This window comes from Catellatospora sp. NPDC049133, assembly GCF_040648455.1.
GTDB classification, from domain to species: domain Bacteria; phylum Actinomycetota; class Actinomycetes; order Mycobacteriales; family Micromonosporaceae; genus Catellatospora; species Catellatospora aurea.
Genome location: NZ_JBEZDT010000014.1, coordinates 89,565 through 114,563 on the forward strand (window position 1 = coordinate 89,565; position 24,999 = coordinate 114,563).

Consider the following 24,999-nt stretch of genomic DNA (forward strand, 5'->3'; position numbering starts at 1 on the left):
CGGCAAGCTGGGCACATGGCCCCGCTGTCCGGCGCCGGAACGCGCCCACGCACCCTGGTGCTGCTGCGTCACGCCAAGGCCGACCGCCCCGCGGGGCTGGCCGACACCGACCGCCCGCTGACCGACCGCGGCCATGCCGACGCCGCCGCGGCCGGAGCCTGGATGGTCAACCACGGCTACGTGCCCGACCTCGTGCTCTGCTCGCCGGCCAGGCGCACCCGCCAGACCTGGCACTCGGTCGCGGTCGCGCTGGCCGGCGCCGGGTCGCCGGTGGTCCGCTACGAACGCCGGCTGTACGAGGGCTCGCCCGACGAGCTGCTCGCCCTCATCCGGGAAGTGGAACCCGAGTTCCGCACGGTCCTGGTCATCGGGCACAACCCGACCATCTCCCAGCTCTCCGCGCAGCTCGACGCGGGCGGCGGCGAGGTCGACTCCGACGGCCTGCGCACCTGCGGCCTGGCCGTCCACCAGCCCGAAACAGACTGGCCCGACACCGACACGGCCAAACTCGTAGCCGCCCACACCGCCCGCGCCTGACCCTAGATCGCCCGACTTGCCGGGCAGGTGTGCGTATCTTGACGGCTCATTCGGCCAAGTGCCTGGCAAGTCGAGCGATCATGCGCTGGGGTCAGGCGAAGAGGGCGAAGTAGATGGCGATGTGGTGGCAGATGGCGGCGACCAGGGTGCAGGCATGGAAGAACTCGTGGTGGCCGAAGACGGTCGGCCACGGGTTGGGGCGGCGCAGTGCGTAGAAGACCGCGCCGACGCTGTAGGCCAGGCCGCCGACAATCAGCAGGACCAGGGCGGTGACGCCGCCGTTGTGCAGGATGTCGGGCAGCACGGCGACGGCGACCCAGCCCAGGGCCAGGTAGAGCGGCGCGGAGACCCAGCGCGGCGCGTGCGGCCAGATCAGCGACATGGCAGCGCCGCCCAGTGCCCCCGCCCAGACCAGGGCCAGCAGCAGCACGGCCTTGCCGGACGGCAGCAGGAGCAGGCAGAACGGGGTGTACGTGCCCGCGATGAAGATGAAGATCATGGCGTGGTCGAGCCGCCGCATGAGCTGGTAGCCGCGCTCGCTCCAGACCCGCCGGTGGTAGAGCCCGCTGACGCCGAACAGCCCGCACACGGTGAGGCTGTAGACCGCCACGCTGGTCACGGGTGTGCCGCCGGGCCGGAACGCGGCGATGGAGACCAGGACGATGCCGCACACCAGGGCGACGAAGAAGGCGTACGCGTGCAGCCAGCCACGCATCCGTGGCTTGCCGATGTCGACGGGGCGCAGACGTCGCGGGGCGGCCGTGTCGGTCATGCCCCCTAGGCTACGGCACCGTAGGTTACTCGTGCGTAGCCTAAGCGCGTGAGGCCGGTAACATCTGCGTCGTGCTGGTCCGGAAGTACGGCTGGGACTCGTTGCTGCTGGAGGTCGACGACCCGGCAGCGTGGTTCCGCGCGCTGCGCGCCGCCCGCGAGCGCGGCGAGCTGGCCTGCGAGGAGATAGTGCCCGCGGCGCGAACGGTGCTGCTGCGCGGGGTGCGGGGCGAGCCGCGCTGGGCGGAACTCGCACCCGAGGCCGCGCCGTCCGCGCCACCGTCCCGCGTGGACGTTCCGGTGCACTGGGACGGGCCCGACCACGACGCCGTCGCGGCGGCGTGGCAGGCCGATCCGGCGCGGGTGCTGCGGGAGACCGAGTTCACGGTCGCGTTCTGCGGGTTCGCGCCCGGCTTCGGCTATCTGACCGGGCTGGCCGAGCAGCGGTGGCTGCCCCGGCTGGCCAGCCCGCGGGCCAGGGTGCCGGCGGGCTCGGTGGCGCTCGCGGGGCCGTACGCCGGAATCTATCCGCGCAGCTCGCCCGGCGGCTGGCAGCTGGTGGGCCGCACCGAGCTGGTCCTGTTCGACCTCGACCGCGACCCTCCCGCGCTGCTCGCGCCGGGAACGGTAGTCAGGTTCGTCGATGCTTGAGGTGCTGAAGCCTGGCCCGCTGGCCACCGTGCAGGACCTGGGCCGTGTCGGCTATGCCGAACTCGGCGTCGCCCGGTCCGGCGCGCTCGACCCGGCGGCACTGCGGCTGGCCAACCGCCTCGTCGGCAACCCCGAGAGCAGCGCCGCGATCGAACTCACCTACGGCGGCACGGTCCTGCGGGCGCGCGTGTCCGTCTGGTGCGCGCTCACCGGCGCGCCCGCGCCGCTGGCCGTCAATGGCCGCCCGGCACCCTACGGGGTCGCGTTCGGACTGCCCGCGGGCTCATGCGTCGAGATCGGACCGCCGGACCAGGGTATCCGCAGCTACCTCGCCGTGTCGGGCGGCATCGCGGTGCCGCCGGTGCTCGGCTCGCGCAGCACCGACACGCTCTCCGGCATCGGCCCTGAACCGCTGCGCGCAGGGCAGACGCTTCCCGTTGGCCAGGCGCACCCCGGCGCTGCCCGAGTGTCGGCCGGTGTGTCGTCCGGCCCTGCGACAGGACCCGGACCGCAGGGTCCGGGGATGGGCGGCGGCGCCGGTGAACGCGGCGTCGGACCGCTCGCGGTCGACTTCGTGCCGGTGTCCGCGCCCGGGGGCGAGATCCGGTTGCGGGTGCGGTTCGGGCCGCGGGACGACTGGTTCGCCGACCCGGGTGAGCTGCTGCGCGACGCGTACACGGTCGGGCAGGGCGACCGGATCGGGGTGCGGCTCGACGGGCCGCCGCTGACCCGGGCCGTGACCGGGGAGTTGCCCAGCGAAGGGCTGCTCGCCGGGGCGATCCAGGTGCCCGGCGACGGCCGGCCGCTGGTGTTCCTCGCCGACCACCCGACCACCGGCGGCTACCCGGTCGTCGGCGTCGTGCACCCCGCCGATCTCGGGCTGCTCGCGCAGGCGCGTCCAGGCACTACTGTGTTCCTCTATGGATCTCAACGCTGATCTCGGTGAGGGTTTCGGCCGCTGGGAACTCGGGGACGACGAGGCCCTGCTCGACCTGGTGACCAGCGCCAACGTCGCCTGCGGCTTCCACGCCGGGGACGCGGCGACCATGCGCCGCACCTGCGACCTGGCCGCCCGGCAGGGTGTCGCGGTGGGCGCGCAGGTCGGCTACCGCGACCTGGCCGGCTTCGGCCGCAGGTTCATCGAGTACGACCTCGACCAGCTCCGCGACGAGATCATCTACCAGGTCGGGGCGCTCCAGGCGCTGGCCGCGGCCGAGGGCGCCCGGGTGCGATACCTGAAACCCCACGGTGCGCTCTACCACGCGACCGCGCACATCGACGCGATCGTCGAGGCCGCACAGGCGACCGGCCTGCCGGTGCTGTGTGCGCCCGGCTCGCCGCTGGCCACCGCGGCCGGGGACGCGGTCGTGCCGGTCTACGCGGAGGGCTTCGCCGACCGCGCCTACCGGGCCGACGGCACCCTGCTCCCGCGTACCAAGCCCGGCGCGGTCATCACCGACCAGGAGGAGGTGGTGGCCCGCGCCCTGCTGATGGCCGTGGACCAGCGGGTCATCGCGCTCGACGGCACGGTGCTGCCGCACGCCGTCGACTCGATCTGCCTGCACGGCGACACCCCGGGCGCGGTCGCGCTGGCCCGCGCCGTCCGAGAGGCACTCCAGTACGCCGAAGTGCCTCTCCGCCCCTTCCTGCCTTAGCCGTCGAGGCCGCGGAGGATCAGGGGGAGGCGGTCGGGACCGTCCGGGGTGATGACGACCGGTACGCCCCAGTCCTGGCGGGTGAGGTGGCAGGCCGCGAACTCGGCGTCTTCATCGCAGGTCGCCGCCTGCGCCACGACCTGGAGCACGCCCTGGGCCACGGCCGGGTTGAGGACCAGCTTGCGGGACAGGTCCGTGGTGACCCCGGCGCCCTCCAGCAGCAGCTCGGCGGGGGAGGCGGACACCTCCAGCCGGGTCGGGTCGCCGAAACTGCGGTCGAGCTTCTGGCCCGGCGCGGGGGTGAAGATGACGTCGAGCGTGACCGTGCCCGGGGTCAGCGGCGACGGGGGCCGCTCGACCTTGTGCCGGCCGCCGTCGACCACACCGGCCGCGCCGGGGGCGAGCCGGACCAGCCGGTGCGCGGCCGACTCGACCACGATCACGCTGCCGTCCGCGTCGAGCACCACGTCGCTGGGCTCGGCCAGGCCGCTGTCCACGGTGGACACCGTGCCGTCCTGCCAGCGCCGGACCGCGCCGTTGTACGTGTCCGCGATCAGCACCGAGCCGTCCGGCAGCGCGCACACGCCCAGCGGGTGCTGCAGCAGCGCCTGGTCGGCGGGTCCGTCCACGTGCCCGAAGTCGAACAGGCCCTGGCCGACCGCGGTGTGCATCTGCCCGTCCTCGATCCAGCGCAGCGCGCTGGTCTCCGAGTCGGCCAGCCACAGCCTGCGGCCGTCGGGCGAGGCGGACAGGCCGGACGGCTGGGCCATCCACACCTGGTCCAGCGCGCCGTCGCGCAGCGCCTCGACGGTGGTGCCCGCGTACAGGCCGACGGTCCGCTTCACCGGGTCGAACCACCACAGCGTGTGCGTGCCCGCCATGGCGATGATCACCTTGCCGCCGTACCAGGCGACGTCCCACGGCGAGGACAGGTCCATGGACCGGGCGTCGTGGGCGTGCTCGTCCAGGCTCGACCGCCACTGCCTGCCGGTGCCGGCCACCGTCGTCACGGCCAGGTCGCTCAGCCGTACGCCGCGCAGCAGGTGGTTCACGGTGTCCGCGACGACGACGTCGTAGCCGACGAGCGCCGCGATGTCGGCGGGCAGCAGGCACAGGCCCTGCGGCTCGGAGAAGCTCGCCTCGGCCGGGCCGCCGTCGGCGCGACCGCGCCCGCCGGAGCCCACCCGGCGGAGCACCGCCGACAGGTCCTGGTCGAGGACGGCGAGGCTGTGCCGGGCCGAGTCGGAGACGAGCACGGTGCCGTCGGGCAGCGGCAGCGCCTTGCCGGGGAAGCGCAGCAGGGTGTCGCTCGGCGGCGGGGGCACGAACGGGCCGTCGCCGCGGTGCAGCGTGCCCTTCGCCTCGTGCACGGCGATCAGCTCGTCCAGCAGGCGGCGCAGCCCTTCGGCGTGGCCCTCGCCGGCCATGTTCGCCACGACGTAACCCTCGGGGTCGATCACCGAGAGCGTCGGCCAGGCCTTGGCGGCGTACTGCTGCCACATGTCCATGTCCGGGTCGTCGAGCACCGGGTGGTCCACGCCGTAACGCTCCACCGCCGCGGCCAGCGCGTCCGCGTCGCGCTCGTGCTCGAACTTCGGCGAATGCACCCCGATGATCACCAGCACGTCGGCGTACTTCTCTTCGAGCGGGCGCAGCTCGTCGAGCACGTGCAGGCAGTTGATGCAGCAGAAGGTCCAGAAGTCCAGAATCACGATCCGGCCGCGCAGGTCGGCCAGCTTGAGATCCTTGCCGCCGGTGTTCAACCAGCCTCGTCCGCGCAGCTCCGGCGCCCGTACCCGCATACCGCCATTCTGCCCGATCATGGGGCGGTGGACGCAGGGGCGGGGTGGTGACGTGGCATACCGCCGCGCGGTCAGGCCGGGGCCGGCTCCAGCACGCCGGGCACGGTCGCGACCGTGCGGCCGTCCTGCTCCGGCGTGATCAGCTTGCGCAGCGACAGGGCCACCAGCGAGGCGGCGAGCGTGCCCGCGGTGACCAGGGCGATCCACACGCCGCCGAGCCCGGCGCCGAGCAGCGGGCCGGCGCTGACCGGGGCGACGATCGCGGACATGCCCCACACCATCGAGGAGAGCGCGTTGTAGCGACCGCGCAGCTCGTCCGTGGCGAGCACGTTGACCAGGGCGGGGCTGACCGGGGAGAGCATCGTCTCGCCGACCGCGAAGATCGCGCCGAACAGGATCACGATCGCGGCGCTGAGCACCATGTTGCCGCCGTCGATGTAGCCGGCCAGGCCGAGCACCAGCCACGCCGTGCCGAACACGGCGCCGACCGAGGCCAGTGCCCGGCTGCGGCTGCGGCCTTGCAGCTTCTTGATGACCAGCAGTTGCGCCAGCACGATCACGACGGTGTTGGCGGTGAACGAGTAGCCGATGATCTGCGGGGTGACGCCCGCGACCTTGGTCGCGAAGCCGGTGAAACCGACCTCCAGCTGCGCGTACCCGGACACCGTCAGCAGCACGCTGAAGATCATCAGGCGGCGGAACGGCTTGTGCCGCAGCACCTCGCCGTACCCCCGCTTGCGGCCGGTCTCGGTCAGCGTCGGCGTCTCGACCAGCCGCCGGCCCACCTTCGGCATGGACAGCAGGATCAGGAACGGCCCGGCGTAGCAGAACATGTCCAGCACGTAGATCAGCTGGAAGGTGCCCGGCCGGGCGGTGTCCACGATGCTGCCCGCGGTCGCCGAGCCGATGCCGATGCCCAGGTTGAGCAGCGCGAATTGGAGGCCGAAGACCCGTTGCCGCTCCTGCTCGCCGGTGATCGAGGTGAAGACCGTGTTCATGCCGGCCCAGATCGTCGACGCGCCCAGGCCGCTCAGCGTCAGCGCCACCGCGGCCTGCCAGGTGGTGCCGACCAGGGCCAGCGAGCCGACGCCGACCGCCTCGATGAGCAGTGCGGGCATGACCACCCGGCGCGCGCCGAACCGGTCGATCAGCGAGCCGGACAGCGGCGCGACCGCGAGGGTGAGCAGGCCGAACCAGCCGATGAGCAGGCCCACCGTGGTGCCGGACAGGTGCCGCACCTCGGTCAGGTAGATGAACAGGAACGGCAGCGTCAGCCCTCGGCCCAGCGCGGAGAAAAGGGTGCCGACGAGCATCCGGCGTGCTTCGGGCCTCGCGGGCAGGGCGTCGCGCAACATGCGGCCAGTGTGCTGGCCGGGTGTGACGTCATGCGAACGAAATAAAAGGCCCTGTGGTCAGTGCCACAGGGCCTTTCACTCGTTACGGGTAAGCCGTCGTCACGGGGTCGGCGTGGCCGCGGGCTCCGACGGAGCCGTGGACGGCTGACCGCCCTCGGCGGTGTTCGGAGCCAGGCACAGCACCTTGCTGTCGACGGTGACGTGCGGCTGCGTCTTGTCGCACTGCTCCTTGCTGTCGGCGACCGAGGTGACCTTGTAGGTCTGCGGATCCGTGCACGCGGCCGCGACGGCCACGCTGCCCGACTGCTTGAGGCAGTCGCCCACACCGAACGCGGGGGCGGCGCCGTCGTCGCCGTTGATCAACTTGTCCGCGCCGATCAGGACGCCGAACGCCAGCGCCAGCAGCAGCGCGCAGCCGACGACCACCATGAGGATCACGCGCCCGCTGCGGACCGGCTTGATCTCCAGCGAGCCGGTGCCGGTCTCGTCCGGCTTGAAGTTGTCGAACCGAGACTGCTCCTGCGCCGCGGGCGGCGGCGAGTCCATCGGCGGACGCTGACCGGGCACGATGCCCGCACCGGGCGGGGGCCCGGCCGGACGGGCCGGCGGCTGCATCGGAGGGCGCTGCGGCGGGCCGGGCGGCGTCGCGGGCGGGTTGCCGTACACCGAGGGCGGCGGGCCGGCCGGAGCAGGCGGAGCGGCCGGGGGCACCGCGGCAGCCGCCGGGGGAGCCCCGGCAGGCTGGAGCAGGTCACCGAACGCGTGCTGGCGGGGCTGGCGCTGGGCCGGCGCGGGGGCACCACCCTGCGGTGCGGCCTGCTCAGGAGCGGGCGGAGCGGGCTGCTCGGCCGGGCGGGCGGGCGCGCCGTACACCGTGGACGAGCGGGCGATCGGCGGGGCGGCGTGGGGCTCGGCCTGAGCGGGCTGAGCACCGGGCACGGTCACCCGGGCGGTGGCCCGCGCGGCACCCGCCGCGGGCTGCGCCGGCGGCGGGGGAGGCGGCGACATCGGCGCGGCGGCCGGGGCCTCCTCGGCGGGCGCGGACACGGTGGCAGAGCCGTACACCCGGCCCTGGGGCTTGGGCATCGCGGCGGGCGTGTCCTCTGCGGGGCTCACCCGGCTCGCGGCCGGCACCGAGACGGAGGCGACTCCGGCCGAGGCGCGCGCCACCGACGGCGGCGGCGTGACCGGAATGGCCGGCGGCGTGCTGACCGGCGTCGTCGGCGCGGGCGGCGAACTGACCGGACCGGCGCTCGGCGGCGGGCTCACCGGAGCCGCGGCGGCAACGGGCTCGTACGCGGGAGCCGCCGGTGCGGGCTCGTACGACGAGGCGGGCTCGTACGACGAGGCGGGCTCGTAGGACGACGCGGGCTCGTACGACGAGGCGGGCTCGTACGCGGGAGTGGGCTCGTACGCCGGAGCGGGCGACGAGGCGGGCTCGTAAGACGGGGCCGGTTCGTAGGACGGCGCAGGCGCGGGCTCGTACGACGAGGCGGGCTCATACGACGGCGCGGGCTCGTACGACGACGACGGCGCGGGCTCGTACGACGAGGCAGGCTCGTACGCGGGAGCGGGCTCGTAGGACGGCGCGGGCTCGTAAGAGGAGGTCGGCGTGTACGGCGCGGGCTCGTAGGCGGGCGGCGGCTCGTAGGCCGGGGCGGCCGGGGCCTCCGGCTCGGGGTCCATCAGCGCGGCGACCGCGGGCGGCGGGGTCCACGGGCCGGACGGAGCGCTGGGCTTGGGCGACTCACCGGCGGCGAACGCGGCCCAGGAGCCCGACGCGGTGGCCGGCTCGGCCGGGGCCGGCTCGAAGGCGGGCGCGGCCGGGGGCTGCTCCTGCGGCTTGCTGAAGTCGGAGTAGTCGGGCCAGGCCTGCTCCGCGGCGGGTGCGGCGGCGGCCGACTGCCAGGGCTGCTCGGCGGCGGGCTCGGCCTGCCACGGCTGCTCGGCGGGGGTGGACCAGTCCTGGGACGCGGCCCACTCCGGCTGCGCCTGCGGCGTCGACCAGTCGGGCTCGGCAGGCGGCGCCGAGGTGACGAAAGGTTCGTGCGCCGCGAACGACGACGACATCTCGTGGCGTACGCCGGGGATCGGCACGACGGCCGGAGCCGGCACGTACGGCGCTCCGTCGCCGGTCGGCGCGGCGGCCGGGGGCTCGGCCGGGAACCCGCCGAATGCGGGCGGGGCCTGGTCGGCGACCGAGTCCGGCGGGAACGCCTCCTCCGGCGCGCTGCCGTACGGAGTGAACACCGGGAACTCGTCGGGTGCCGGCGGCGCCTCGAACAGGCCGAATCCGCTCTTGCGCTCGGCTGCGTCAGCCGGCGGCCAGCCGGGCTGCTGCGGTGCCTCGGACGTCATACGCGCACGCCTCCTTCTCTCTCGCCAGCCCTGGAGACGCCCGCGCGGAAACAACGCAGGGGTCATGAGCCGAGGGGTGGCGGCCGTGCCCACCGTACCGGTACTCCCGCGCGACTGGAATACGGGAGGTGGGTTCACGTCGGTGGCCTGGCACGGCCGGGAAAGCATTGCGGCCCCTGTCGCCGGATGGCGCGACAGGGGCCGCAACGCTCTTGGAGGAGGAGAAAAGTTTCAGTGCAGGCGTACGAACACGGCTGCCATCGGGTCACCGAGTTCCGCGGCGCGGCGACGCTGCGCGCGCTCGGCGTGGGTGCGCTCGAGGTGGATCTGCTCGGCGCTGCGGCTCCGCGTCCGCATCTTCTTCATGATGCTCATACCAACTATTACATCGCATGGGGCCCCACAAACTCCAACGATTATTCGGTGAGCTGCGCCACCGGCCGACGATTCGTAGGTGAACCCTTCATGTCCGGGGGGTGATCGCCGCCAGCAGCTCAGGTTGCCGGTGGTCGAGGATGTCACCGGCGGTGAGCAGCCCGAGCCAGATCGCACCGGCCGCGTACGCCAGCCCGACCGGCAGTGCGAGCACCGCCCCGACCGACCCGCCGAGCAGCACCAGCAGCAGCACCGGCAGCGCCAGCGCCATGCCCGCCAGCCACGCCGCCATCGCCAGGAAGCTCTTCGCGACACCGGTGCCCGTGTTGATCGCGAACGGGTTCTGGTTCTCCGGCAGCGAGTACGCCGCCCACACCGACACGTGCATCGCGCAGGCCAGCCCGGTGCCGTACGCGGCGAACAGGGTGCCGACCATGACCGGGAGCAGCAGCAGGTCCCCGCGCAGCACCGCGTTGAGCACGGCGAGGCCGAGCAGCAGCGGCACGATGTACCAGGAGTACGCCACCGTCCTGGCCCGCAGCTCCAGCCGGCCCGACACCCCGGACACCACGTGCATCGCGTACGCGGTGCCGTCGTAGCCGAACTGGTTCGCGATGCCGAGCCCGGCCAGCGCGCCGACCAGCACCATGGAACCGCCGTTCACGCTCTGCGCGACGACGTTGCCACCGGCGCCCGGGCCGAGGTTCATGACGACCGGCAGGAACACCCCGATCACCGCGAACGTGATAAGGCTGGCCCGCCGCCGCACGTCGCGTACCCAGTAGCGCAGCTCGCGGACCACCATCGCGCCGTAAGCGGTGCGTGGCTGCCGGCTCCGCCCGAAGAACCGGGCGACCGGGGCTCCGGTGGCCGCCCGCACCCGGACCTCGCCACCCCCGGCCGTGCCGAGCATCGCCGACTCCAGCGAACGCGACCACCACCACGCCAGCAGCAGGATCGTCACGGCGGTCACGGCCAGCCGCGCCGCGACCGCCGCCCAGCGTCCCTGCACCGCGTCCAGGCCCACCACGTACGGCGCTGCCAGCGGGGTCCAGCCGAGCACGTCGGCGAGGGCGGCCAGGCGCTGCGTGCCGACCTGCTGCGCGCCCGAGGTGAGCAGGAACTGCAGCGGGCCCAGCGACGCGGCGAGCACGGCGAGCACCACCGCGGCCAGGTCGCGGGTCCGCCGCGACCGCAGCGCGCGGGAGAACCCGCTGGTCACGGCTCGGCTCACCACCACACACAGCAGCAGTCCGAGCAGCACGCCGACGGCGGCGGCCACCGCGGGCAGCGGGCCCCCGGCGATGCCCGCGCCGATGGCCAGCCCGGAGGTCGCCAGCAGGGTGCCGAACGCGGGCACCCCCAGCAGTGCGGCGACCAGCAGCCCGCGCAGCAGCGTGGCCCGGGGCACCGGCAGCAGCGCGAAGCGGCCGGGCTCCAGGGTCTCGTCGACACCGAACCAGACCAGCGGCATCAGGATCCAGCCGAGCACCAGCACCGTCCCGCCGAGCGCAGGGACCACCGCCGCCCAGTCCGGCCCGTTCGGCAGGTACGGGACCAGGAAGAACAGCGCCGCCATGGTGCCGTAGAACAGCGCACAGAGCAGGCCGATCACGAACAGAGCGATTTTGCCGGGGCGGCCGCGGAAGCCGTTGCGCAGCACGCGCAGCTTCAGCCGGGCGAAGGTCAGAGCCATGACAGCTCCGAGCCGGTCGAAGTGCGCCCGCCGACCACCGCGACGAAGGCCTCCTCCAGGGAGCGCCCATCGCGTACCTCGTCGAGGGCGCCGACCGTGCTGATCCGGCCGTTCGCCATGATCGCGACGTGGGTGCACAGCCGCTCCACCACCTCCAGCACGTGGCTGGAGAAGATGACGGTGCCGCCGCCGGCGACGTAGCGGGTGAGGATGTCGCGGATGGCCGCGCCGCTGACGGGGTCGACGGCCTCGAACGGCTCATCGAGCACCAGCAGCCGGGGCGCGTGCAGCAGCGCGCAGGCCAGCGCGATCTTCTTCTTCATGCCGGCCGAGTAGTCGATGACCAGGGTGCGCCCGGCGTCGGTCAGCGCCAGCACGTCCAGCAGTTCGGTGACCCGCGCGTCGATGACGTCAGGCGCCATGCCGCGCAGCAGGCCCTGGTAGGTGAGCAGCTCGGTGCCGTCGAGCCGGTCGAATAGGCGTACGCCGTCGGGCATCACGCCGATCAGCGACTTCGCCCGGACCGGGTCCTGCCACACGTCGTGGCCGAGCACCAGGGCCCGCCCGGCGTCCGGCCGCAGCAGGCCGACGGCCATGGACAGGGTGGTGGTCTTACCGGCTCCGTTCGGCCCGAGCAGGCCGAAGAACGAGCCCGCCGGCACGGCGAGGTCCACGCCGTCCACGGCGACCTTGGTGTCGAACCTCTTGACGAGCCCCTGCAGGGCGAACGCACTGTCCTCGATCACGCGTCCGACTGTAGACGCGCGCCGCCTGCCCGTCGCCCCTCGCGGGAGGCGACGGGCAGGCGCGGGATCACCTCTTCGCGTTGAGGCGCTCGGACTCGTTGCAGGCCTGGCTGGCCCCCATGACGTACATGTCCTCCAGCAGCTCGGCGGCCTGGGCCCGGCTGAGATTCCAGGAGTACCACTGGTCCGGGTCGGCCTTCAGGTCGCGGATGACCCAGCTCAGTGCGCAGCTGCGGTACGGCTCCGGCAGCTCGGCGAGAGCCGGTGCCGCGTCCGGGCCGAGCGCCCGCAGGTACCAGAAGTCGATCTTCTGGAAGCGCTCGACGTTCTGCTCCGCGATGAAGTGCTCCGGGTTCGCGACGCCCAGGAACAGCAGCAGCCCGGCGAACCCGGCCACCGCGGCCCGCGGGAACCACGAGGCCCGCAGCTTCCACCCGGCCAGCGCGATCAGGATGAACACGCCGCCCAGGTAGAGCTCGACCGAGCCGAAGAACAGCCGCTCCCGGGTCCAGCCGTAGGTGTTCTGGTAGAGCCACATGCGCCAGACCGCGGAGCCGACGATCACCATGCTCAGCAGCACCAGCGCGCCGAGCAGGGTACGCAGCAGGATCCGGTCCTGGCGGGCCTCCTTCGCCGCCCAGCGCGACACCAGGCCGATGACGACCAGGGTCAGCATGGTCACCACGAGCAGCTGGCGGAAGCCCTGCACCGCGTACTCCGAGAAGGTCAGTCCGCTGGTCTTCTGGATGTAGGCCTTGTCGCCGAAGAAGAAGCGCAGCTGCACCGCCACGAACGCGCCGAACAGCAGCACCAGGCCGCCGAGCGGCAGGGCGACCTCGATGCGGCCGATGCGCCGCGTCGCCGGGCGCTCCATGCCGGACAGGTCCGGCGGGGCCAGCACGGTGAAGATCGCGCCGGCGGTGATCAGGCCGCCGACCACGGTGTACAGCACACCGCGGAAGATCATGCGGGCGTTCAGCTCGGGCAGGATGTCGCCGAGCAGGGTCGCGAACGCGGCGTCGGCCGAGGCGAACAGCGCGCCGAAGACCACCAGCAGCACGAACGTCACGATCAGCGACAGCACCACGCGGCCCGCGGTGCCGCTCTTCTCCCGCGTCTGCTGCCAGGCGCGTGCGCCCCGGGCCAGCCAAGGGATGGCCCGGAAGAACGCCAGCGGCACCGCCAGCGCGCCGACGACGACGGCCCGCACCGAGTGCCCGCCGGCCACCGCCAGCGAACCGCACGCGATCGCGCCGAGCACGCAGAAGACGAACAGCCAGCCCGCGTCGCGGAAGGTGCCGACGGCCAGCAGCGCCACGGCGAGCACCGCCCAGCCGACCCGGATCCAGCGCTCCAGCGCCGTGTCGGGCTTCGGGCCGAACCGTGCCGCGTGCCAGACCGCACCCGTCATGACCAGGCCCACCAGCAGCCAGCCGATGCCGGGGCGGGTCAGCGGCAGCGCGATGGCGGTGGCCAGGCCGCCGACCAGCGCCGCGATCCAGGCCGCCGGCCCGCCCGCGTAGTCGGGCCCCTGCCAGCGCGCCTGCAGGAAGCCCGGCGGGGGCGGCGGCAGCGGCGAGAACCGCGACATGTCGGCCGGGTACGTCTGCGGGGGCACCGCGGTCGCCGCGGGGGCCGGGGCCGACGTCTTGGTCACAGCGGCGGTGCTGTCCTCGGCCGTCGGCGGCGCGGGGTCCGGTGCGGTCCACGTTTCCGCAGCGGGAGCCTGCTCGGTCCCCGTGACCTGCGCGTCCGGGCTCGCGGACGGGCCCGCGTCGGCGGACGGCGGCGACGACTCGGGCGGCGGTGAGCTGTCAGGCTGCGCTGGGGTGTCCGGAGAGGTGTCTGACATCGTTGGCTCCGACTTCTGCGGGCGACTGATGAGGCATGGACTTCTGGGGCAGGGTGATGCGTACGCGGCAGCCGGTCCCGCCGGGCGGGTCGACGATCGCGATCGTGCCGTGGTGCAGTTCCACCGCCCAGCGGGCGATGGCGAGGCCGAGTCCGGTGCCGCCGTCGGACGACTCGGCGCTCTTGCCCCGGGTGAAACGCTCGAAGACCCGCTCCCGGAGGGCGGGCGCGATGCCCACTCCCTGGTCGAGCACCTCGAAGACGGTCTGCGTGCCGGTCGGGCGGGCGCTGACGGTGACCAGCCCGCCGGCCGGGCTGTGCCGGGCCGCGTTCTCCAGCAGGTTCGCGAACACCTGGTGCAGGCGCGCCGGGTCGGCGCTGATGGTGTGCGGGGTGACGTCGTGCAGCCGGAACCGGGTCGCCGGGGCGTTCAGGCTCGCCTCCTCGACCACCCGGGCCAGGAACTCCGCCACCGGCATCGGCTCCCGGCGCAGGGCCGCCGCGCCCGCGTCGACCTTCGACAGGTCCAGCAGCTCGGTCACCAGGCGGGCCAGCCGCTCGGTCTGCGCCAGCGCGGTGCGCAGCGTCGCCGGGTCGGCCTCGCTCACCCCGTCGACGATGTTCTCCAGCACCCCGTGCAGCGCGGTGATCGGCGTACGCAGCTCGTGCGACACGTTCGCGATCAGCTCGCGCCGCTGCTGGTCGCTGGCGGCGAGGTCGGCCGCCATCAGGTTGAACGCGCGGGCCAGCTCGCCCACCTCGTCCCGGCTGGTGGCGCGCACCCGGCGGCTGTAGTCGCCGCGGGCCATCGCCCGCGCCGCCGCGGTCATCTCGCGAAGCGGCTTGGTCATGCCGTGCGCCAGCACCTGCAGCGTGATCAGCCCGACCAGGGCCGCGGAGATGGCGACCGGCCAGTTGACGAAACCGAGCCGTCCCCAGAACACCAGCAGGCCGGTCGCGCCCGAGATGCCGAGCAGGATGGCCAGCTTCAGCTTGATCGACCGGAACGGGTCGAGCGGGCGGGGCAGCCGGTCCAGCACCCGGTTGGACAGCACGATCAGCGGCCCCAGCACCCGGTACATGGGGTGGGTGAGCCAGTCGAGGACGCGTTCGATCACGTGGTTTCGGCTTCCAGGGCGTATCCGACTCCGTGCACCGTGCGAATCAGGTCGGCACCCAGCTTGCGGCGCAGCGCCTTGATGTGGGAATCGACCGTGCGGGTGCCGTAGCCCTCGGCCCAGCCCCAGATCTCGGCCAGCAGCCGCTCCCGAGGCAGCACCGACCGGTGCCGCTCGGCGAGGTACACCAGCAGGTCGTACTCGGTCGGGGTCAGGTGCGCCTCGGCCCCGTCCCGGCGCACCCGGCGCTCGGAACGGATGATCTCCAGTGGGCCGAGCTTGATCGGCGCGTCCGGCGCGGTGGACCGGTCGGCCCGGCGCAGCAGCGCGTGCACCCGGGCGGCCAGCACCCGCATCGAGAACGGCTTGGTCAGGTAGTCGTCGGCGCCCACGGCCAGCCCGACCAGCAGGTCGTTCTCGTCGTCGCGGGCGGTGAGCATGAGCACCGGCACCGGACGCTGCGCCTGCACCCGGCGGCAGACCTCCAACCCGTCGAACCCCGGCAGCATCAGATCCAGCACGATCAGATCCGGCTTCAGTCGCCCCGCCGCCTCCACGGCAGCGGGCCCCGTCCCGGCATGCGCGACGGCAAAGCCCTCAGCCCGCAGCCGGGCGATCACCGACCCGGCGATGGTGGGATCGTCCTCCACCACCAGGACCCGACGTTCACTCATGACCAGGGACTGTAGCGGTCACCTGTGCGCAACCTCAGTCCCAGTTGTGAAGGACTTGTGCGTGGGACGGGTCCGAAGGCGTCGCGGTGCCTGCCCGGCGTCGTTCATGTGACCTGGGGAAGCTTCCTCACCGCAGCTTCGTGCTGCACTCTGGAGATGTCACACGGGCACCGATAGAGAGGACGGGTGACAACGATGACCCATCCGCTGCTCCGGCCTCAGCCGCTGCGCGCCTGGCAGTTCGAGGACCTTCTCGACACTCCCGACGACGGCTACCGGTACGAGATCTTCGACGGGACCCTGCTCGTGACCCCACCACCCCCCATGGCCCACTTCGCGACGTTGTATCGCCTGCGCAGGCTGCTGGAATCGCAGGCACCCGCACATCTTGTGGTCGGGGAGAACCTCGGGGTGCTACGGCGTGACGCCAATTCCTACTTCATCCCCGACCTCGTGATCTTCGACGCCGACCTGCTCAGCAGTTCGGTGGCGGCGTTGCCACCGACTGCGGCGAAGCTGGTCGTCGAGGTGGTTTCGCCCAGCAATCCCAGCACCGACCTGGTGCTCAAGCGCGCCGGATACGCCATGGTCGGCGTGCCGGAGTACTGGATAGTCGAGCCCAGCGTCAGGGAAGTCCAGGTGCTGGCCCAACCCGGCCCCAAGGGCTACCTCATCCAGGAGAAGCGCACCGGCTTGATGAGCGGCACCGTGCCGTTTCCATACGAGCTGGATCTGGACGTGATCTTCGCCTGAAACGGGAACGGCCGGGCAGCCCACGGGCTGCCCGGCCGTTTTCAGGTCTTCGTCAGTACGCGCCCTTGCGGCGGAGCACGACGCCGACGGTGCGCCACAGGATGCTCAGGTCGTACGCCAGCGACCAGTTGTCGACGTAGTAGAGGTCCAGGCGGACCGCCTCGTCCCAGCTCAGGTCGGAGCGGCCGGAGACCTGCCACAGGCCGGTCATGCCGGGCCGCACCAGCAGCCGGCGCCGCACGTCGCCCAGGTAGTCGCCGTCGTCGGCGGGCAGCGGGCGCGGCCCGACCAGCGACATCTCGCCCTTGAGCACATTGATCAGCTGGGGCAGCTCGTCGATCGAGCTGGCCCGCAGGAAGCGCCCGACCGGCGTGACCCGCGGGTCGTCGCGGATCTTGAAGAGCATGCCGTCGCCCTCGTTCTGGGCTTCGAGCTTGCTCTTGCGCTCCTCGGCGTCGGTGTACATGGTGCGGAACTTCCACACCTTGAACACCCGGCCCTCGTGGCCGACCCGCAGCTGCCGGAAGAACGCCGGGCCGCGGTCGGTGATCGAGATGGCCAGCGAGATCACCAGCAGCAGCGGGGCGAGCAGCACCAGGCCGATGAAGGCAGCGATGCGGTCCAGCGAGTTCTTGGCCAGCCAGGCCATGCCGGAGAGCTTGGGCTCCTCGACGTGCAGCAGCGGCAGGCCTTCGATCGGGCGGATGTGCACCCGGGGTCCGGCGATGTCGGTGAGCTGCGGCGCGACCACCAGGTCGATGCCGGTGCCCTCCAGCTGCCAGGCGAGGCGGCGCAGCTCGTCGGGTTCCGCGCCGGCCGAGCCGCACACCGCGATGGTGTCGGCGCGCAGCTCGTGCACGAGATCGACGAGGTCGCGCCCGTAGTGCACCGGCACCGGGGCCTGCGCGCGCCGGGAGGCCGGCAGGTGCTCGGAGAGGTGGATGGCGACGGGCACCAGCCCGGCCTTCGGGTTGCGCGAGACGACCTTGTACACGAACAGCGTCTCGGGCAGCGAGCCGATCAGCAGCATCCGGTACGTGGCCAGCCTGCCGCGGCGGCGCACGACATACAGCGCGCGGCGGGCCAGCAGGCGCATGCCGAAGATGTACGCCATCGCGGCGATGATCACGAAGCCGACGGTGCCGCGGGACAGGCCCTCGTCCTGGCCGGCCTTCTGGAAACCGAAGGCGAGGAAGGACACGGTCGCGGCGACGGCGATGGTCGCGCGGAAGACCCGCTTGAACTCGTCGGTGCCCAGACCGATCACCCGCCGGTCGTACGCGCCGTTGCCCCAGAGCAGCAGCAACCAGATCAACGGCATCATGCCGTACGCGACCAGCTGGAACTGCGCGATCTGGTCGAAACCGGAGGTGACCCGGTTGTTCGCGAACTGCGAGATCGCGGTCCAGCTCGCCGCCATGGCGCAGAGCAGGTCGCCGATGACCAGGCAAAGGATGTAGGGCCGGTGCCAGCGGGCGCGGCGCGCGGTGCCCCGGGCGAACGCGTTGCGGGCGACACCGTTGGTCTTCGGCACGGGGGGCAACTCGTATCGGTCGGCTACGTAATCCGGGACGTTCGACCGCTTGGGCACGGTGGTCGGGTGCTTCAGGCTCGTCGTCACCTCACCTGGGTCCTCCCGTGCGTCACGTTCCTGCCCGGTGGCGCCGGCAGGTGCTGCAGCCCTGCGGTCGGAACGTGCGGCAGGACGGGTGTCGCCCACAACGTTCAGTCTCGCATGGTTTGTCCGGGGTTAGCGGAGACACCGTGTTGCCGATGCGTCCGAACACCCCAGGACCGGGACACTATACGAACTGGGCTGTGCGTGACACTAGCGCAGGAGTTTGGAAAGTCGGCGATCTGCGAGCGGTTTTCCACCGGTTTGGCAGGTAGGGCAGTACTGCAGGCTGGAATCGGCGAACGACACCTCACGCACCGTATCGCCGCAGACGGGGCACGGCTGCCCGGTACGCCCGTGTACCCGCAGGCCGGCCCGCTTCTCCGATTTCAGCGTGGCGGCCTTCTGCCCGACCGAGCGCTCCAACGCCTCGGTCAGCACCTGCTGGATAGCGCTGTGCAGGCTCTCCAGTTGTTCGGGCGTCAGCCGGTCCGCCCGCGCGTACGGCGACAGCCGAGCCACGTGCAGAATCTCGTCGGAGTACGCGTTGCCGATCCCCGAGAGCACCTGCTGGTCCCGCAGCACCCCCTTGATCTGGGAGTTGAGGGGACGCAGCACCTCGGTCAGCCCGGCCAGGTCCAGGCCCAGCGCGTCCGGTCCGAGCCGGGCGATGCCGGGGACCTGGTTCACGTCGGTCACCAGATACGCGGAGAGCTTCTTGCGGGTGCCGGCCTCGGTCAGGTCGAAGCCCGACCCGTCGGACAGCCGCACCCGCAGCGCGATCGGCCCGCTGCCCGGTTTGAGCAGGGTGTCCGGCAGCGCGTCGCGGTAGTGCAGCCAGCCCGCGCGGGCCAGGTGGATCACCAGGTGCAGGTCCCCGAGCTCGATGTCCAGGAACTTGCCGTGCCGGCCGGCACCGGTGATCGTCAGTCCATGGGTCGCGGACAGGGGCGGGTCGAACGTCTTCAGGGCGCTGATCGCAGACACGTCGACCCGCTCGACGCGCCGGCCGACCGCTCGCTCACGCAGGTACGCGGCGAGCGCCTCCACCTCGGGCAACTCGGGCACGGCGCTAACGCTACCGTTCTATGGTCAGCCGAGCAGAGAGCAGGAAACCGTTGAAGGTCGTCGTCGCCCACAATCGGTACCGCTCCGAGCTGCCCTCGGGCGAGAACATCATCGTCGATCTTGAGATGGCGCAGCTGGAGCAGGCCGGTGTCACGGTGCTGCCGTTCCTGCGCAGTTCCGACGACATCCCGTCGCTGTCGGCCGCGCAGAAGGCGCTGCTGCCGATTTCCCCGATCTGGGCCCCGGCGGCGCAGAAGGACCTGGCCCGGCTGCTGCGCGAGCAGCGCCCCGACGTGTTGCACCTGCACAACCCGTACCCTCTGCTCTCGCCCTGGGTGGTGCGGACCGCCCACGCGCACGGCGTGCCGGTGGTGCAGACGGTGCACAACTACCGCCAGGTGTGCGCGCCCGGCCTGTACTTCCGCGACGGCCACGCCTGCCATGAGTGCCGCGGCAAGGCGTTCGCGCTGCCCGCGATCAAGCACAAGTGCTACCGCGGCTCCACCGCGCAGAGCGCGATCATGGCCACCACGCTGGCGGTGCACCGCTCGACCTGGCGTTCGGTGGACCGGTACATCGCGCTCACCGAGGCCATCGCCGGGCACCTGCGCGACTACGGCATCACCGACCGCCAGATCACGGTCAAGCCGAACGCCGTCGAGGACCCGGGCCCGCCGCCGATCACCGCGGGGGACGGGCTGCTGTTCGCCGCCCGGCTGTCCCCGGAGAAGGGGCTCGGCCTGCTGCTGGACGCGTGGCGGCGGCACCCCGACGGGTCGCTGGGCCGGCTGCGCATCGCCGGTGACGGCGAGCTGCGCGGCCTGGCCGAGCAGGTGGCCGCAGAGCGGGCCGACGTCGAATACCTCGGCCCGATGGACCGGATGGGGGTACGCGCCGCGCTGCGCACCTCGGCGATGGTGGCCGTGCCGTCGACCTGGCACGACGTGCTGCCGACCGCGATCATCGAGGCGCTGGCGAACGGCCGGCCGGTGCTCGGCAGCAACCTCGGCGGCATCCCGTACCTGATCGACAACGCCGGGTTCGCGGTCCCGCCCACCGTCGACGACTGGGCCGCCGCCCTGCCTGACGCCCTCAAGGCCGCCCCGACCCTCACCGACGTGGCCCGCCGCCGCTACCTCGACACCTTCCACCCGGACGTCGTCACCAGCCAACTCCTCGCGGTTTACGAGTCCCTCCGCCGTCCCTGACCGTCCGCCGGTCGCGCCGTCGGCGCGCCGCTCATGATCGCCGGACTTGCCAGGCACCTGTGGGTATTCGGTCGCAAGATACGCACAGGTGCCCGGCAAGTCGAACGATCAAGGCGATGCTGCAGCCCGTGGACGGCCTACGCGATCACGGTTGGGCATAGAGCGCCGGGAGGTCGACCAGCAGGACGTTCTCGGCCTCGGCGACGCGCCGCAGGTCCGGTGTGAAGCCCGCGCCGCCGTAGCAGGCCAGGCGGGTGCCGGTCGTCCGGTGGCCCTTGGCGGCGAGCAGGTCGCGGGCCCGGCGCAGCCGGTCCAGGTGGGGCAGGCCCATGGTCTGCTGCCACTTGGCCTCGCCGAGCGAGATCACCCCGCCCTCGGTGCCCAGCACCGCGACGTCGACCTGAATCTGTGACCGGGTGGCCGGATCGGCGACCGTGCCCGCCGCGACCGTGCTCGGCGGTCCGCCGAACAGAGCGACCGCGTTTCGCAGGGCGTACTCCCGGCACAGTTGCTCGAAATGCGGGCCGACGACCTGGGACCGGAAGGTTCCCTGGCCGGCCTGCCAGGCCTGTTCGGCCATGCCGCGCTCCAGGAAGCTCCAGTTGCGCCGCATCACTGCGGAGTAGAAGGTGATCAGCGGTTCCGCGATCCGGTACGTCGATCGCCCGGTGCGGAAGGCGTCGGGCTCCTTGGAGACCAGCCCGCAGTCCTCCAGCACGGTCAGCGGGTGACTGATGTTGGTCGAGGGACGCTCCAGGTATCCGGCTATGCCGCCGCGCGTGTTGTGGCCGAGCGCGATCGCGCCCAGGACCCCGTGGTAGAGCGGGGTGTCCCGGGCTCCGGTCTCCTCGGCCAGCAGGTAGCGGGCTTCGCGGAACAGCGGCACGGCCGGATTCAGTACCGTGCGCACTACCCAGTCGCCGAAGTCGGCGAGGTCTGCCGGTGCGTCGGAGTGCACGAACTCGTGCCGGTATGCGGGGGTGCCGCCGACGACGCTGTGCAGCAGCACGGCCAACTCCGGCTGGTCGATCACGCCCCAGAACTCCGCCGCGGTGCGGTAATCCATGGGCGGGACCACCAGTTCCAGGCTCGCCCGGCCGCGCAACGGGGCGTTGCCGCTCAGCAGGCTCCCCATCACGGCCATCGCCGAGCCGCAGACCAGCAGCTTCGACGTCGTCTCGCGGGCGAGCCCGCCGGGGTCCAGCACCTGCTGTAGTTGTGAGGCAAGCGCCGGGCTGGCAGCCAGGAGGTACGGCAGCTCGTCGATGATGATCAAGCCATCCGGCACCACGGCGTACAGCTGCCGGAGCGCGTCCTCCCAGCTGTGCAGCTGGAACTCGCCGCCGGTGCCGGCGCGGGCGGCCAGCGCACGCCCGAACCGGCGCAGCGACTCCAGTTCGGTGTCCTCAGTCGCCGCGAAGTAGAACCCGCCGGTCGCCCGCGCCAGCGCGTCGAGCAGGAACGTCTTGCCCTGCCGTCGCCGCCCGCTGACCACGCCGAATCGAGCGCTGGCAGCGGGGGAACCGGCGAAGCGGGCCAGCGCGGCCCACTCGGCGGTGCGATCGAAGACGTTGTCCGGTTTCGCGAGCATACGTAGAACCATAGTTCTTAGAGGTGTAGTTCTAAGAACTATGGTTCTAACAAGTCAGCCGCGGAGTGCCGTACGGGCCGTGAAGGTGATGCTGGCCAGCAGGAAGCCGAAGTTGACCACCGTGAACGCGGCGATGAACCAGATCGTCAGCGCCGGGGCGACGGTCAGCACCAGCCCGGCCACGAAGATGACCGCACCGTAGTCGCGCACCAGCTTCACGATGCGCACCGGCAGCGACGTCGAGGTCATCATCGAGTTGGCGTCGCCCTGGCTGGCCAGCACGCTGGTCACGAGGTTGACCATCCACGAGCCCGCGAACAGCGCGCCCAGCCACAGCGGCGGCCGGGCCACCGCCACCAGCGCGGTGACCAGCAGGATCTGCGAGGCCACGTCGCACAGGATGTCGATCCGGGCACCCGCCGCACTGCCCTGGCGCGTCACCCGGGCGAGCTGCCCGTCGGCGCAGTCCAGCGAGTACGCCACCTGCCAGCCGACCAGCGCGAGCAGCCCGTACAGCGGGGTGATCGCGGCGGTGCCGTCCTGGGCCCGCAGCACCAGGACCACCGACACGGCGATGCCGATGACCAGGTTGAGCAGGGTGAGGTGGGTCGGCTTGAGCCCGGTGCGGGCCGCGACCAGCGCGAACACCGCGCCGAGGCGCTGGCTGAACGCCTCGGAGAACAGCCCGCCGCCCCGGTTCACCGCGTAGAAGTCGGCGACCCGGGGACGGGGCGTGGTCAGCGTGTCAGTGGACGGCATCCGCGTAGTCTGCCACCCGGTCGGCCAGCTCGTCGCGGCCCAGGTCGAGGTGTTCGAGGATGGTGTACCGGTCGGGTCGGGTGCGCGGGGCGAACTCGACGGCGGCGACGAACTCCTCGTCGCTGATGCCGAGGTCGGCCGGCGTACGCGGCAGCCCGTGCCGCTTCAGGCAGGCGCTGAGCTGGGCGAACCGCGCCTCGTGCACCTTGTCGACGGACGCCCGCAGGTAGGTGCAGAACAGCGCGCCGACGCCGCACTGCTCGCCGTGCGCCGCCGTGCCCGGCCGGAGGATGTCGAGCGCGTGCGAGATCTCGTGGCAGCCGCCGCTGGACGGGCGCGAGGTGCCGCAGATGGCCATGGCCAGGCCGGTGGTGATCAGGGCCTCGGCGAGCAGCGTCACGAACACGTCGTCGGTGGCGTCGCCGGGGTGGTTGATCACCGCTTCGGCCCCGGATCGGGCCATCGCGACCGCGAGTCCGTCGACCGGCTCCCCGCGTACCCGGTGCGCCAGTTCCCAGTCGGCGATGGCGCTGACGTTGCTCAGTGTCTCGCCGATGCCGGAACGGGTCTGCCGGTCCGGTCCCGCCTCGACGAAGTCGAGGTCCACGACCACGGCCAGCGGGATGTGCACGCCGTAGGAAGGCCGTCCGCCGTCGTGGTCGAGGGTGGCGATGGGGGAGGCGATGCCGTCGTTGGCGAGGCTGGTCGCCACGCTGACCATCGGTATGCCGTACCGCGAGGCCGCGTACTTCGTGGTGTCGATGGTCCGGCCGCCGCCGATGCCCACCACCGCGTCGTAGTTGCGCCCGCGCAGCCGCTGGCCGAGGTCGAGCGCCGATTCGAGGGTGCCCCCCTCGATGTTGATGAACTCGGCACGGTCCAGCGAGGGGCCGATCAGGTCGACGATCCGCTCGCCCTGACCGGGGCCGACCACGACCGCCACGTCGCCGCCGGCCGAGATGCGCCGGTCGGCCAGCAGCGAGGCCAGGCCCGCGACGGCGCCCCGCCGGACGTCGATGCTCAGCGGGGTCTGCACCGAACGGGTCAGTAGTGGCATGCGATCTCCCGCGCGCGGGCCAGGTCGTCGTGGTTGTCGACCTCGACCCAGGCGATCTGCCCGATCGACGCGCCGCGGATGACGCCGCCCCGGTTCGCGAGCTCCTGGTAGCCGTCCTCGTAGTAGAGGTTCGGGTCCCGCTCGAAGGTGGTCTGCAGCGCGTCGGCCAGCGCCGCGGCGGCCTCGGGGCGGATCAGCGTCGCGCCGATGTACTCGCCGTGCGCGGTGGCCGGGTCCATCAGCTTGGTGATCTTCTCCAGGCGGCCGTCCGCTGTGAAGATCGCTTTCATCTCCTCGTCGGCCAGCTTCTTGTGGTCGTCGAGCGCCAGCACGATGCCCGCGTCGGCGTGCTCGGCGGCCTCCGCGGCGGCCAGCAGGGTGTGCTCGACCGAGACAGGGTGCACGGTGTCGCCGTTGACCAGCAGCACGCCCCGGGCGAAGTGCTCGCGGGCCAGCCAGAGGGAGTACGCGTTGTTCCACTCCTCGGCCTTGTCGTTGTGCACGAGGGTGAGGGTGACGCCGTACTTCTCCTCCAGGGCCGCCTGGCGGGCCTGCACCGCCTCGGCCCGGTAACCCACCACGACCACGATCTCGGTGAGCCCGACCTTCGCCAGGTTGCGCAGGGCGATGTCGAAGATCGTCGTTTCGCCGTCCACCGGCACCAGGGCCTTGGGCAGCGTGTCGGTGTAGGGGCGCAGCCGGCGTCCAGCGCCCGCGGCCAGCACCATCCCGATCATTAAAGGCTCCTTCGAGGGGGGTTATGGAGGTGTTTCGTCGCTGGTGAAGGCTACTGCACCCGCGCGCGGCGGCCGAGCCAGCACAAGCCGCGACCTATAACAAGTCTTGTGAGTTGCCCACAACCCGGCCCAAGATGTCCGTACGGTGCGTTTCAATGGGGTTGCGTTCCGAAGGGGTGATTGCATATGGCTAACGCTGCACAGGCGCAGCACGCAATGCACGTTCGTGAGGCGATGAGCAAGCCGGTCCTGATGGTCGGCCCACAGCACACGTTGCGCCAGGCGGCCCAGCTGATGGCGATGCGCCGGGTGGGCTCGGCGATCGTGATAGACCCGGACGGTGAGGGCCTCGGCATCATGACCGAGCGCGACGTCCTCAACGCCATCGGCTCCGGCCTCGATCCGGATGTGGAGCAGTGCGCCAACCACATCACCTGGGACGTCGTCTACGCGGCGCCGCACTGGAGCCTGGAAGAGGCCGCCATGGCGATGGCCCGGGGCGGGTTCCGTCACCTGGTCGTGCTCGACGGCGACGAGGTGCTCGGCATCATCTCGGTCCGCGACCTGATGCGCGTCTGGGCGCTGCGCCGCGCCGAGGCCGCCGCCTCCGTCTGACCGCCTT

Annotated in this window: 23 protein-coding genes; 7 read left to right on the top strand and 16 right to left on the bottom strand. The window is 72.1% G+C overall.

Annotated features, from left to right (window positions below; translation table 11 throughout):
* Positions 1-24: 24 nt before the first annotated feature.
* Complete coding sequence (locus AB0B35_RS18000) at positions 25-537, top strand: histidine phosphatase family protein (RefSeq protein ID WP_361046653.1); 513 nt, start codon at positions 25-27, stop codon at positions 535-537.
* A 91-nt stretch (positions 538-628) separates the two neighbouring features.
* On the opposite strand, the gene AB0B35_RS18005 is transcribed toward AB0B35_RS18000, so the two are convergent.
* The gene (locus AB0B35_RS18005) at positions 629-1,309 is read right to left on the bottom strand and encodes a hemolysin III family protein (protein WP_361046509.1); all 681 of its coding nucleotides are present in this window, start codon (positions 1,307-1,309) and stop codon (positions 629-631) included.
* Between the two features lie 104 nt (positions 1,310-1,413).
* On the opposite strand from AB0B35_RS18005, the gene AB0B35_RS18010 reads away from it, so the two are divergent.
* The 3 genes from AB0B35_RS18010 to AB0B35_RS18020 are packed head-to-tail and all read left to right on the top strand — an operon-like array spanning position 1,414 to position 3,614.
* Entirely contained in the window at positions 1,414-1,959 is a 546-nt protein-coding gene (locus AB0B35_RS18010) for a carboxyltransferase domain-containing protein (protein ID WP_361046655.1), read from the top strand.
* On the top strand, positions 1,952-2,896 hold the full coding sequence (locus tag AB0B35_RS18015; RefSeq protein WP_361046512.1) for a biotin-dependent carboxyltransferase family protein: 945 nt from the start codon (positions 1,952-1,954) through the stop codon (positions 2,894-2,896). The genes AB0B35_RS18010 and AB0B35_RS18015 overlap by 8 nt, the downstream gene beginning before the upstream one ends.
* Positions 2,880-3,614 (top strand): 5-oxoprolinase subunit PxpA, encoded by a 735-nt coding sequence (locus AB0B35_RS18020; protein ID WP_361046515.1) that lies wholly within the window; start codon positions 2,880-2,882, stop codon positions 3,612-3,614. Before AB0B35_RS18015 ends, AB0B35_RS18020 begins: the two co-directional genes overlap by 17 nt.
* Here the strand turns inward: AB0B35_RS18020 and AB0B35_RS18025 are convergent.
* The 9 genes from AB0B35_RS18025 to AB0B35_RS18065 all read right to left on the bottom strand — a co-directional run bounded on the left by AB0B35_RS18025 (position 3,611) and on the right by AB0B35_RS18065 (position 15,589).
* Positions 3,611-5,416 carry an NHL domain-containing thioredoxin family protein gene (locus AB0B35_RS18025; protein ID WP_361046517.1) on the bottom strand — a complete coding sequence of 602 codons (1,806 nt, stop codon included), beginning with the start codon at positions 5,414-5,416 and terminating at the stop codon, positions 3,611-3,613. The genes AB0B35_RS18020 and AB0B35_RS18025 overlap by 4 nt on opposite strands.
* 71 nt (positions 5,417-5,487) lie before the next feature.
* Positions 5,488-6,771, bottom strand: coding sequence for an MFS transporter (locus AB0B35_RS18030; protein WP_361046520.1), 1,284 nt, complete (start codon positions 6,769-6,771; stop codon positions 5,488-5,490).
* A 99-nt stretch (positions 6,772-6,870) separates the two neighbouring features.
* Complete coding sequence (locus AB0B35_RS18035) at positions 6,871-9,129, bottom strand: hypothetical protein (RefSeq protein ID WP_361046522.1); 2,259 nt, start codon at positions 9,127-9,129, stop codon at positions 6,871-6,873.
* Positions 9,130-9,360: 231 nt separating this feature from the next.
* Positions 9,361-9,486: a hypothetical protein gene (locus AB0B35_RS18040; RefSeq protein WP_269059019.1), complete on the bottom strand. Its 126-nt coding sequence runs from the start codon at positions 9,484-9,486 to the stop codon at positions 9,361-9,363.
* A gap of 106 nt (positions 9,487-9,592) precedes the next feature.
* Positions 9,593-11,200, bottom strand: coding sequence for an ABC transporter permease (locus tag AB0B35_RS18045; protein ID WP_361046525.1), 1,608 nt, complete (start codon positions 11,198-11,200; stop codon positions 9,593-9,595).
* Entirely contained in the window at positions 11,191-11,946 is a 756-nt protein-coding gene (locus AB0B35_RS18050; protein WP_361046528.1) for an ABC transporter ATP-binding protein, read from the bottom strand. Before AB0B35_RS18050 ends, AB0B35_RS18045 begins: the two co-directional genes overlap by 10 nt.
* A 67-nt stretch (positions 11,947-12,013) precedes the next feature.
* Entirely contained in the window at positions 12,014-13,798 is a 1,785-nt protein-coding gene (locus AB0B35_RS18055; protein ID WP_361046531.1) for a DUF4173 domain-containing protein, read from the bottom strand.
* Positions 13,761-14,879 carry a HAMP domain-containing sensor histidine kinase gene (locus AB0B35_RS18060; RefSeq protein WP_361046657.1) on the bottom strand — a complete coding sequence of 373 codons (1,119 nt, stop codon included), beginning with the start codon at positions 14,877-14,879 and terminating at the stop codon, positions 13,761-13,763. The genes AB0B35_RS18055 and AB0B35_RS18060 overlap by 38 nt, the downstream gene beginning before the upstream one ends.
* A gap of 32 nt (positions 14,880-14,911) precedes the next feature.
* Positions 14,912-15,589, bottom strand: coding sequence for a response regulator transcription factor (locus tag AB0B35_RS18065; protein WP_360523725.1), 678 nt, complete (start codon positions 15,587-15,589; stop codon positions 14,912-14,914).
* Positions 15,590-15,784: 195 nt separating this feature from the next.
* On the opposite strand from AB0B35_RS18065, the gene AB0B35_RS18070 reads away from it, so the two are divergent.
* The gene (locus AB0B35_RS18070; RefSeq protein WP_361046534.1) at positions 15,785-16,342 is read left to right on the top strand and encodes a Uma2 family endonuclease; all 558 of its coding nucleotides are present in this window, start codon (positions 15,785-15,787) and stop codon (positions 16,340-16,342) included.
* A gap of 52 nt (positions 16,343-16,394) precedes the next feature.
* Here AB0B35_RS18070 and AB0B35_RS18075 read toward each other — a convergent pair whose 3' ends face one another.
* The gene (locus tag AB0B35_RS18075) at positions 16,395-17,933 is read right to left on the bottom strand and encodes a sugar transferase (RefSeq protein ID WP_360524157.1); all 1,539 of its coding nucleotides are present in this window, start codon (positions 17,931-17,933) and stop codon (positions 16,395-16,397) included.
* Between the two features lie 237 nt (positions 17,934-18,170).
* Positions 18,171-19,025, bottom strand: a complete 855-nt coding sequence (locus AB0B35_RS18080; protein WP_361046536.1) for a DNA-formamidopyrimidine glycosylase family protein — start codon at positions 19,023-19,025, stop codon at positions 18,171-18,173.
* 50 nt (positions 19,026-19,075) lie between these two features.
* Here AB0B35_RS18080 and AB0B35_RS18085 point away from each other — a divergent pair, with 50 nt between their 5' ends.
* Complete coding sequence (locus AB0B35_RS18085; protein ID WP_361046539.1) at positions 19,076-20,233, top strand: glycosyltransferase family 4 protein; 1,158 nt, start codon at positions 19,076-19,078, stop codon at positions 20,231-20,233.
* 145 nt (positions 20,234-20,378) lie between these two features.
* Here AB0B35_RS18085 and AB0B35_RS18090 read toward each other — a convergent pair whose 3' ends face one another.
* Genes AB0B35_RS18090 through AB0B35_RS18105 form a run of 4 tightly spaced genes read right to left on the bottom strand, consistent with a single transcriptional unit; the run spans position 20,379 to position 24,377 of the window.
* Positions 20,379-21,824, bottom strand: a complete 1,446-nt coding sequence (locus tag AB0B35_RS18090) for an ATP-binding protein (protein ID WP_361046542.1) — start codon at positions 21,822-21,824, stop codon at positions 20,379-20,381.
* Positions 21,825-21,878: 54 nt separating this feature from the next.
* Positions 21,879-22,583, bottom strand: a complete 705-nt coding sequence (locus tag AB0B35_RS18095) for a CDP-alcohol phosphatidyltransferase family protein (protein ID WP_361046545.1) — start codon at positions 22,581-22,583, stop codon at positions 21,879-21,881.
* Positions 22,570-23,640 (bottom strand): iron-containing alcohol dehydrogenase family protein, encoded by a 1,071-nt coding sequence (locus tag AB0B35_RS18100; protein WP_361046548.1) that lies wholly within the window; start codon positions 23,638-23,640, stop codon positions 22,570-22,572. Before AB0B35_RS18100 ends, AB0B35_RS18095 begins: the two co-directional genes overlap by 14 nt.
* The gene (locus tag AB0B35_RS18105) at positions 23,628-24,377 is read right to left on the bottom strand and encodes a phosphocholine cytidylyltransferase family protein (RefSeq protein ID WP_360523746.1); all 750 of its coding nucleotides are present in this window, start codon (positions 24,375-24,377) and stop codon (positions 23,628-23,630) included. Before AB0B35_RS18105 ends, AB0B35_RS18100 begins: the two co-directional genes overlap by 13 nt.
* Before the next feature lie 216 nt (positions 24,378-24,593).
* Here AB0B35_RS18105 and AB0B35_RS18110 point away from each other — a divergent pair, with 216 nt between their 5' ends.
* Positions 24,594-24,992, top strand: a complete 399-nt coding sequence (locus AB0B35_RS18110; RefSeq protein ID WP_120321578.1) for a CBS domain-containing protein — start codon at positions 24,594-24,596, stop codon at positions 24,990-24,992.
* Positions 24,993-24,999 lie beyond the last annotated feature (7 nt).

Bases quoted from the DNA above. Each gene is read 5' to 3' on its own strand.
- AB0B35_RS18005 (WP_361046509.1), bottom strand. From the start codon at position 1,309: ATGACCGACACGGCCGCCCCGCGACGTCTGCGCCCCGTCGACATCGGC.
- AB0B35_RS18015 (WP_361046512.1), top strand. From the start codon at position 1,952: ATGCTTGAGGTGCTGAAGCCTGGCCCGCTGGCCACCGTGCAGGACCTG.
- AB0B35_RS18020 (WP_361046515.1), top strand. From the start codon at position 2,880: ATGGATCTCAACGCTGATCTCGGTGAGGGTTTCGGCCGCTGGGAACTC.
- AB0B35_RS18025 (WP_361046517.1), bottom strand. From the start codon at position 5,416: ATGCGGGTACGGGCGCCGGAGCTGCGCGGACGAGGCTGGTTGAACACC.
- AB0B35_RS18030 (WP_361046520.1), bottom strand. From the start codon at position 6,771: ATGTTGCGCGACGCCCTGCCCGCGAGGCCCGAAGCACGCCGGATGCTC.
- AB0B35_RS18035 (WP_361046522.1), bottom strand. From the start codon at position 9,129: ATGACGTCCGAGGCACCGCAGCAGCCCGGCTGGCCGCCGGCTGACGCA.
- AB0B35_RS18040 (WP_269059019.1), bottom strand. From the start codon at position 9,486: ATGCGGACGCGGAGCCGCAGCGCCGAGCAGATCCACCTCGAGCGCACC.
- AB0B35_RS18045 (WP_361046525.1), bottom strand. From the start codon at position 11,200: ATGGCTCTGACCTTCGCCCGGCTGAAGCTGCGCGTGCTGCGCAACGGC.
- AB0B35_RS18055 (WP_361046531.1), bottom strand. From the start codon at position 13,798: ATGTCAGACACCTCTCCGGACACCCCAGCGCAGCCTGACAGCTCACCG.
- AB0B35_RS18060 (WP_361046657.1), bottom strand. From the start codon at position 14,879: ATGTACCGGGTGCTGGGGCCGCTGATCGTGCTGTCCAACCGGGTGCTG.
- AB0B35_RS18065 (WP_360523725.1), bottom strand. From the start codon at position 15,589: ATGAGTGAACGTCGGGTCCTGGTGGTGGAGGACGATCCCACCATCGCC.
- AB0B35_RS18070 (WP_361046534.1), top strand. From the start codon at position 15,785: ATGACCCATCCGCTGCTCCGGCCTCAGCCGCTGCGCGCCTGGCAGTTC.
- AB0B35_RS18090 (WP_361046542.1), bottom strand. From the start codon at position 21,824: ATGCTCGCGAAACCGGACAACGTCTTCGATCGCACCGCCGAGTGGGCC.
- AB0B35_RS18095 (WP_361046545.1), bottom strand. From the start codon at position 22,583: ATGCCGTCCACTGACACGCTGACCACGCCCCGTCCCCGGGTCGCCGAC.
- AB0B35_RS18100 (WP_361046548.1), bottom strand. From the start codon at position 23,640: ATGCCACTACTGACCCGTTCGGTGCAGACCCCGCTGAGCATCGACGTC.
- AB0B35_RS18105 (WP_360523746.1), bottom strand. From the start codon at position 24,377: ATGATCGGGATGGTGCTGGCCGCGGGCGCTGGACGCCGGCTGCGCCCC.
- AB0B35_RS18110 (WP_120321578.1), top strand. From the start codon at position 24,594: ATGCACGTTCGTGAGGCGATGAGCAAGCCGGTCCTGATGGTCGGCCCA.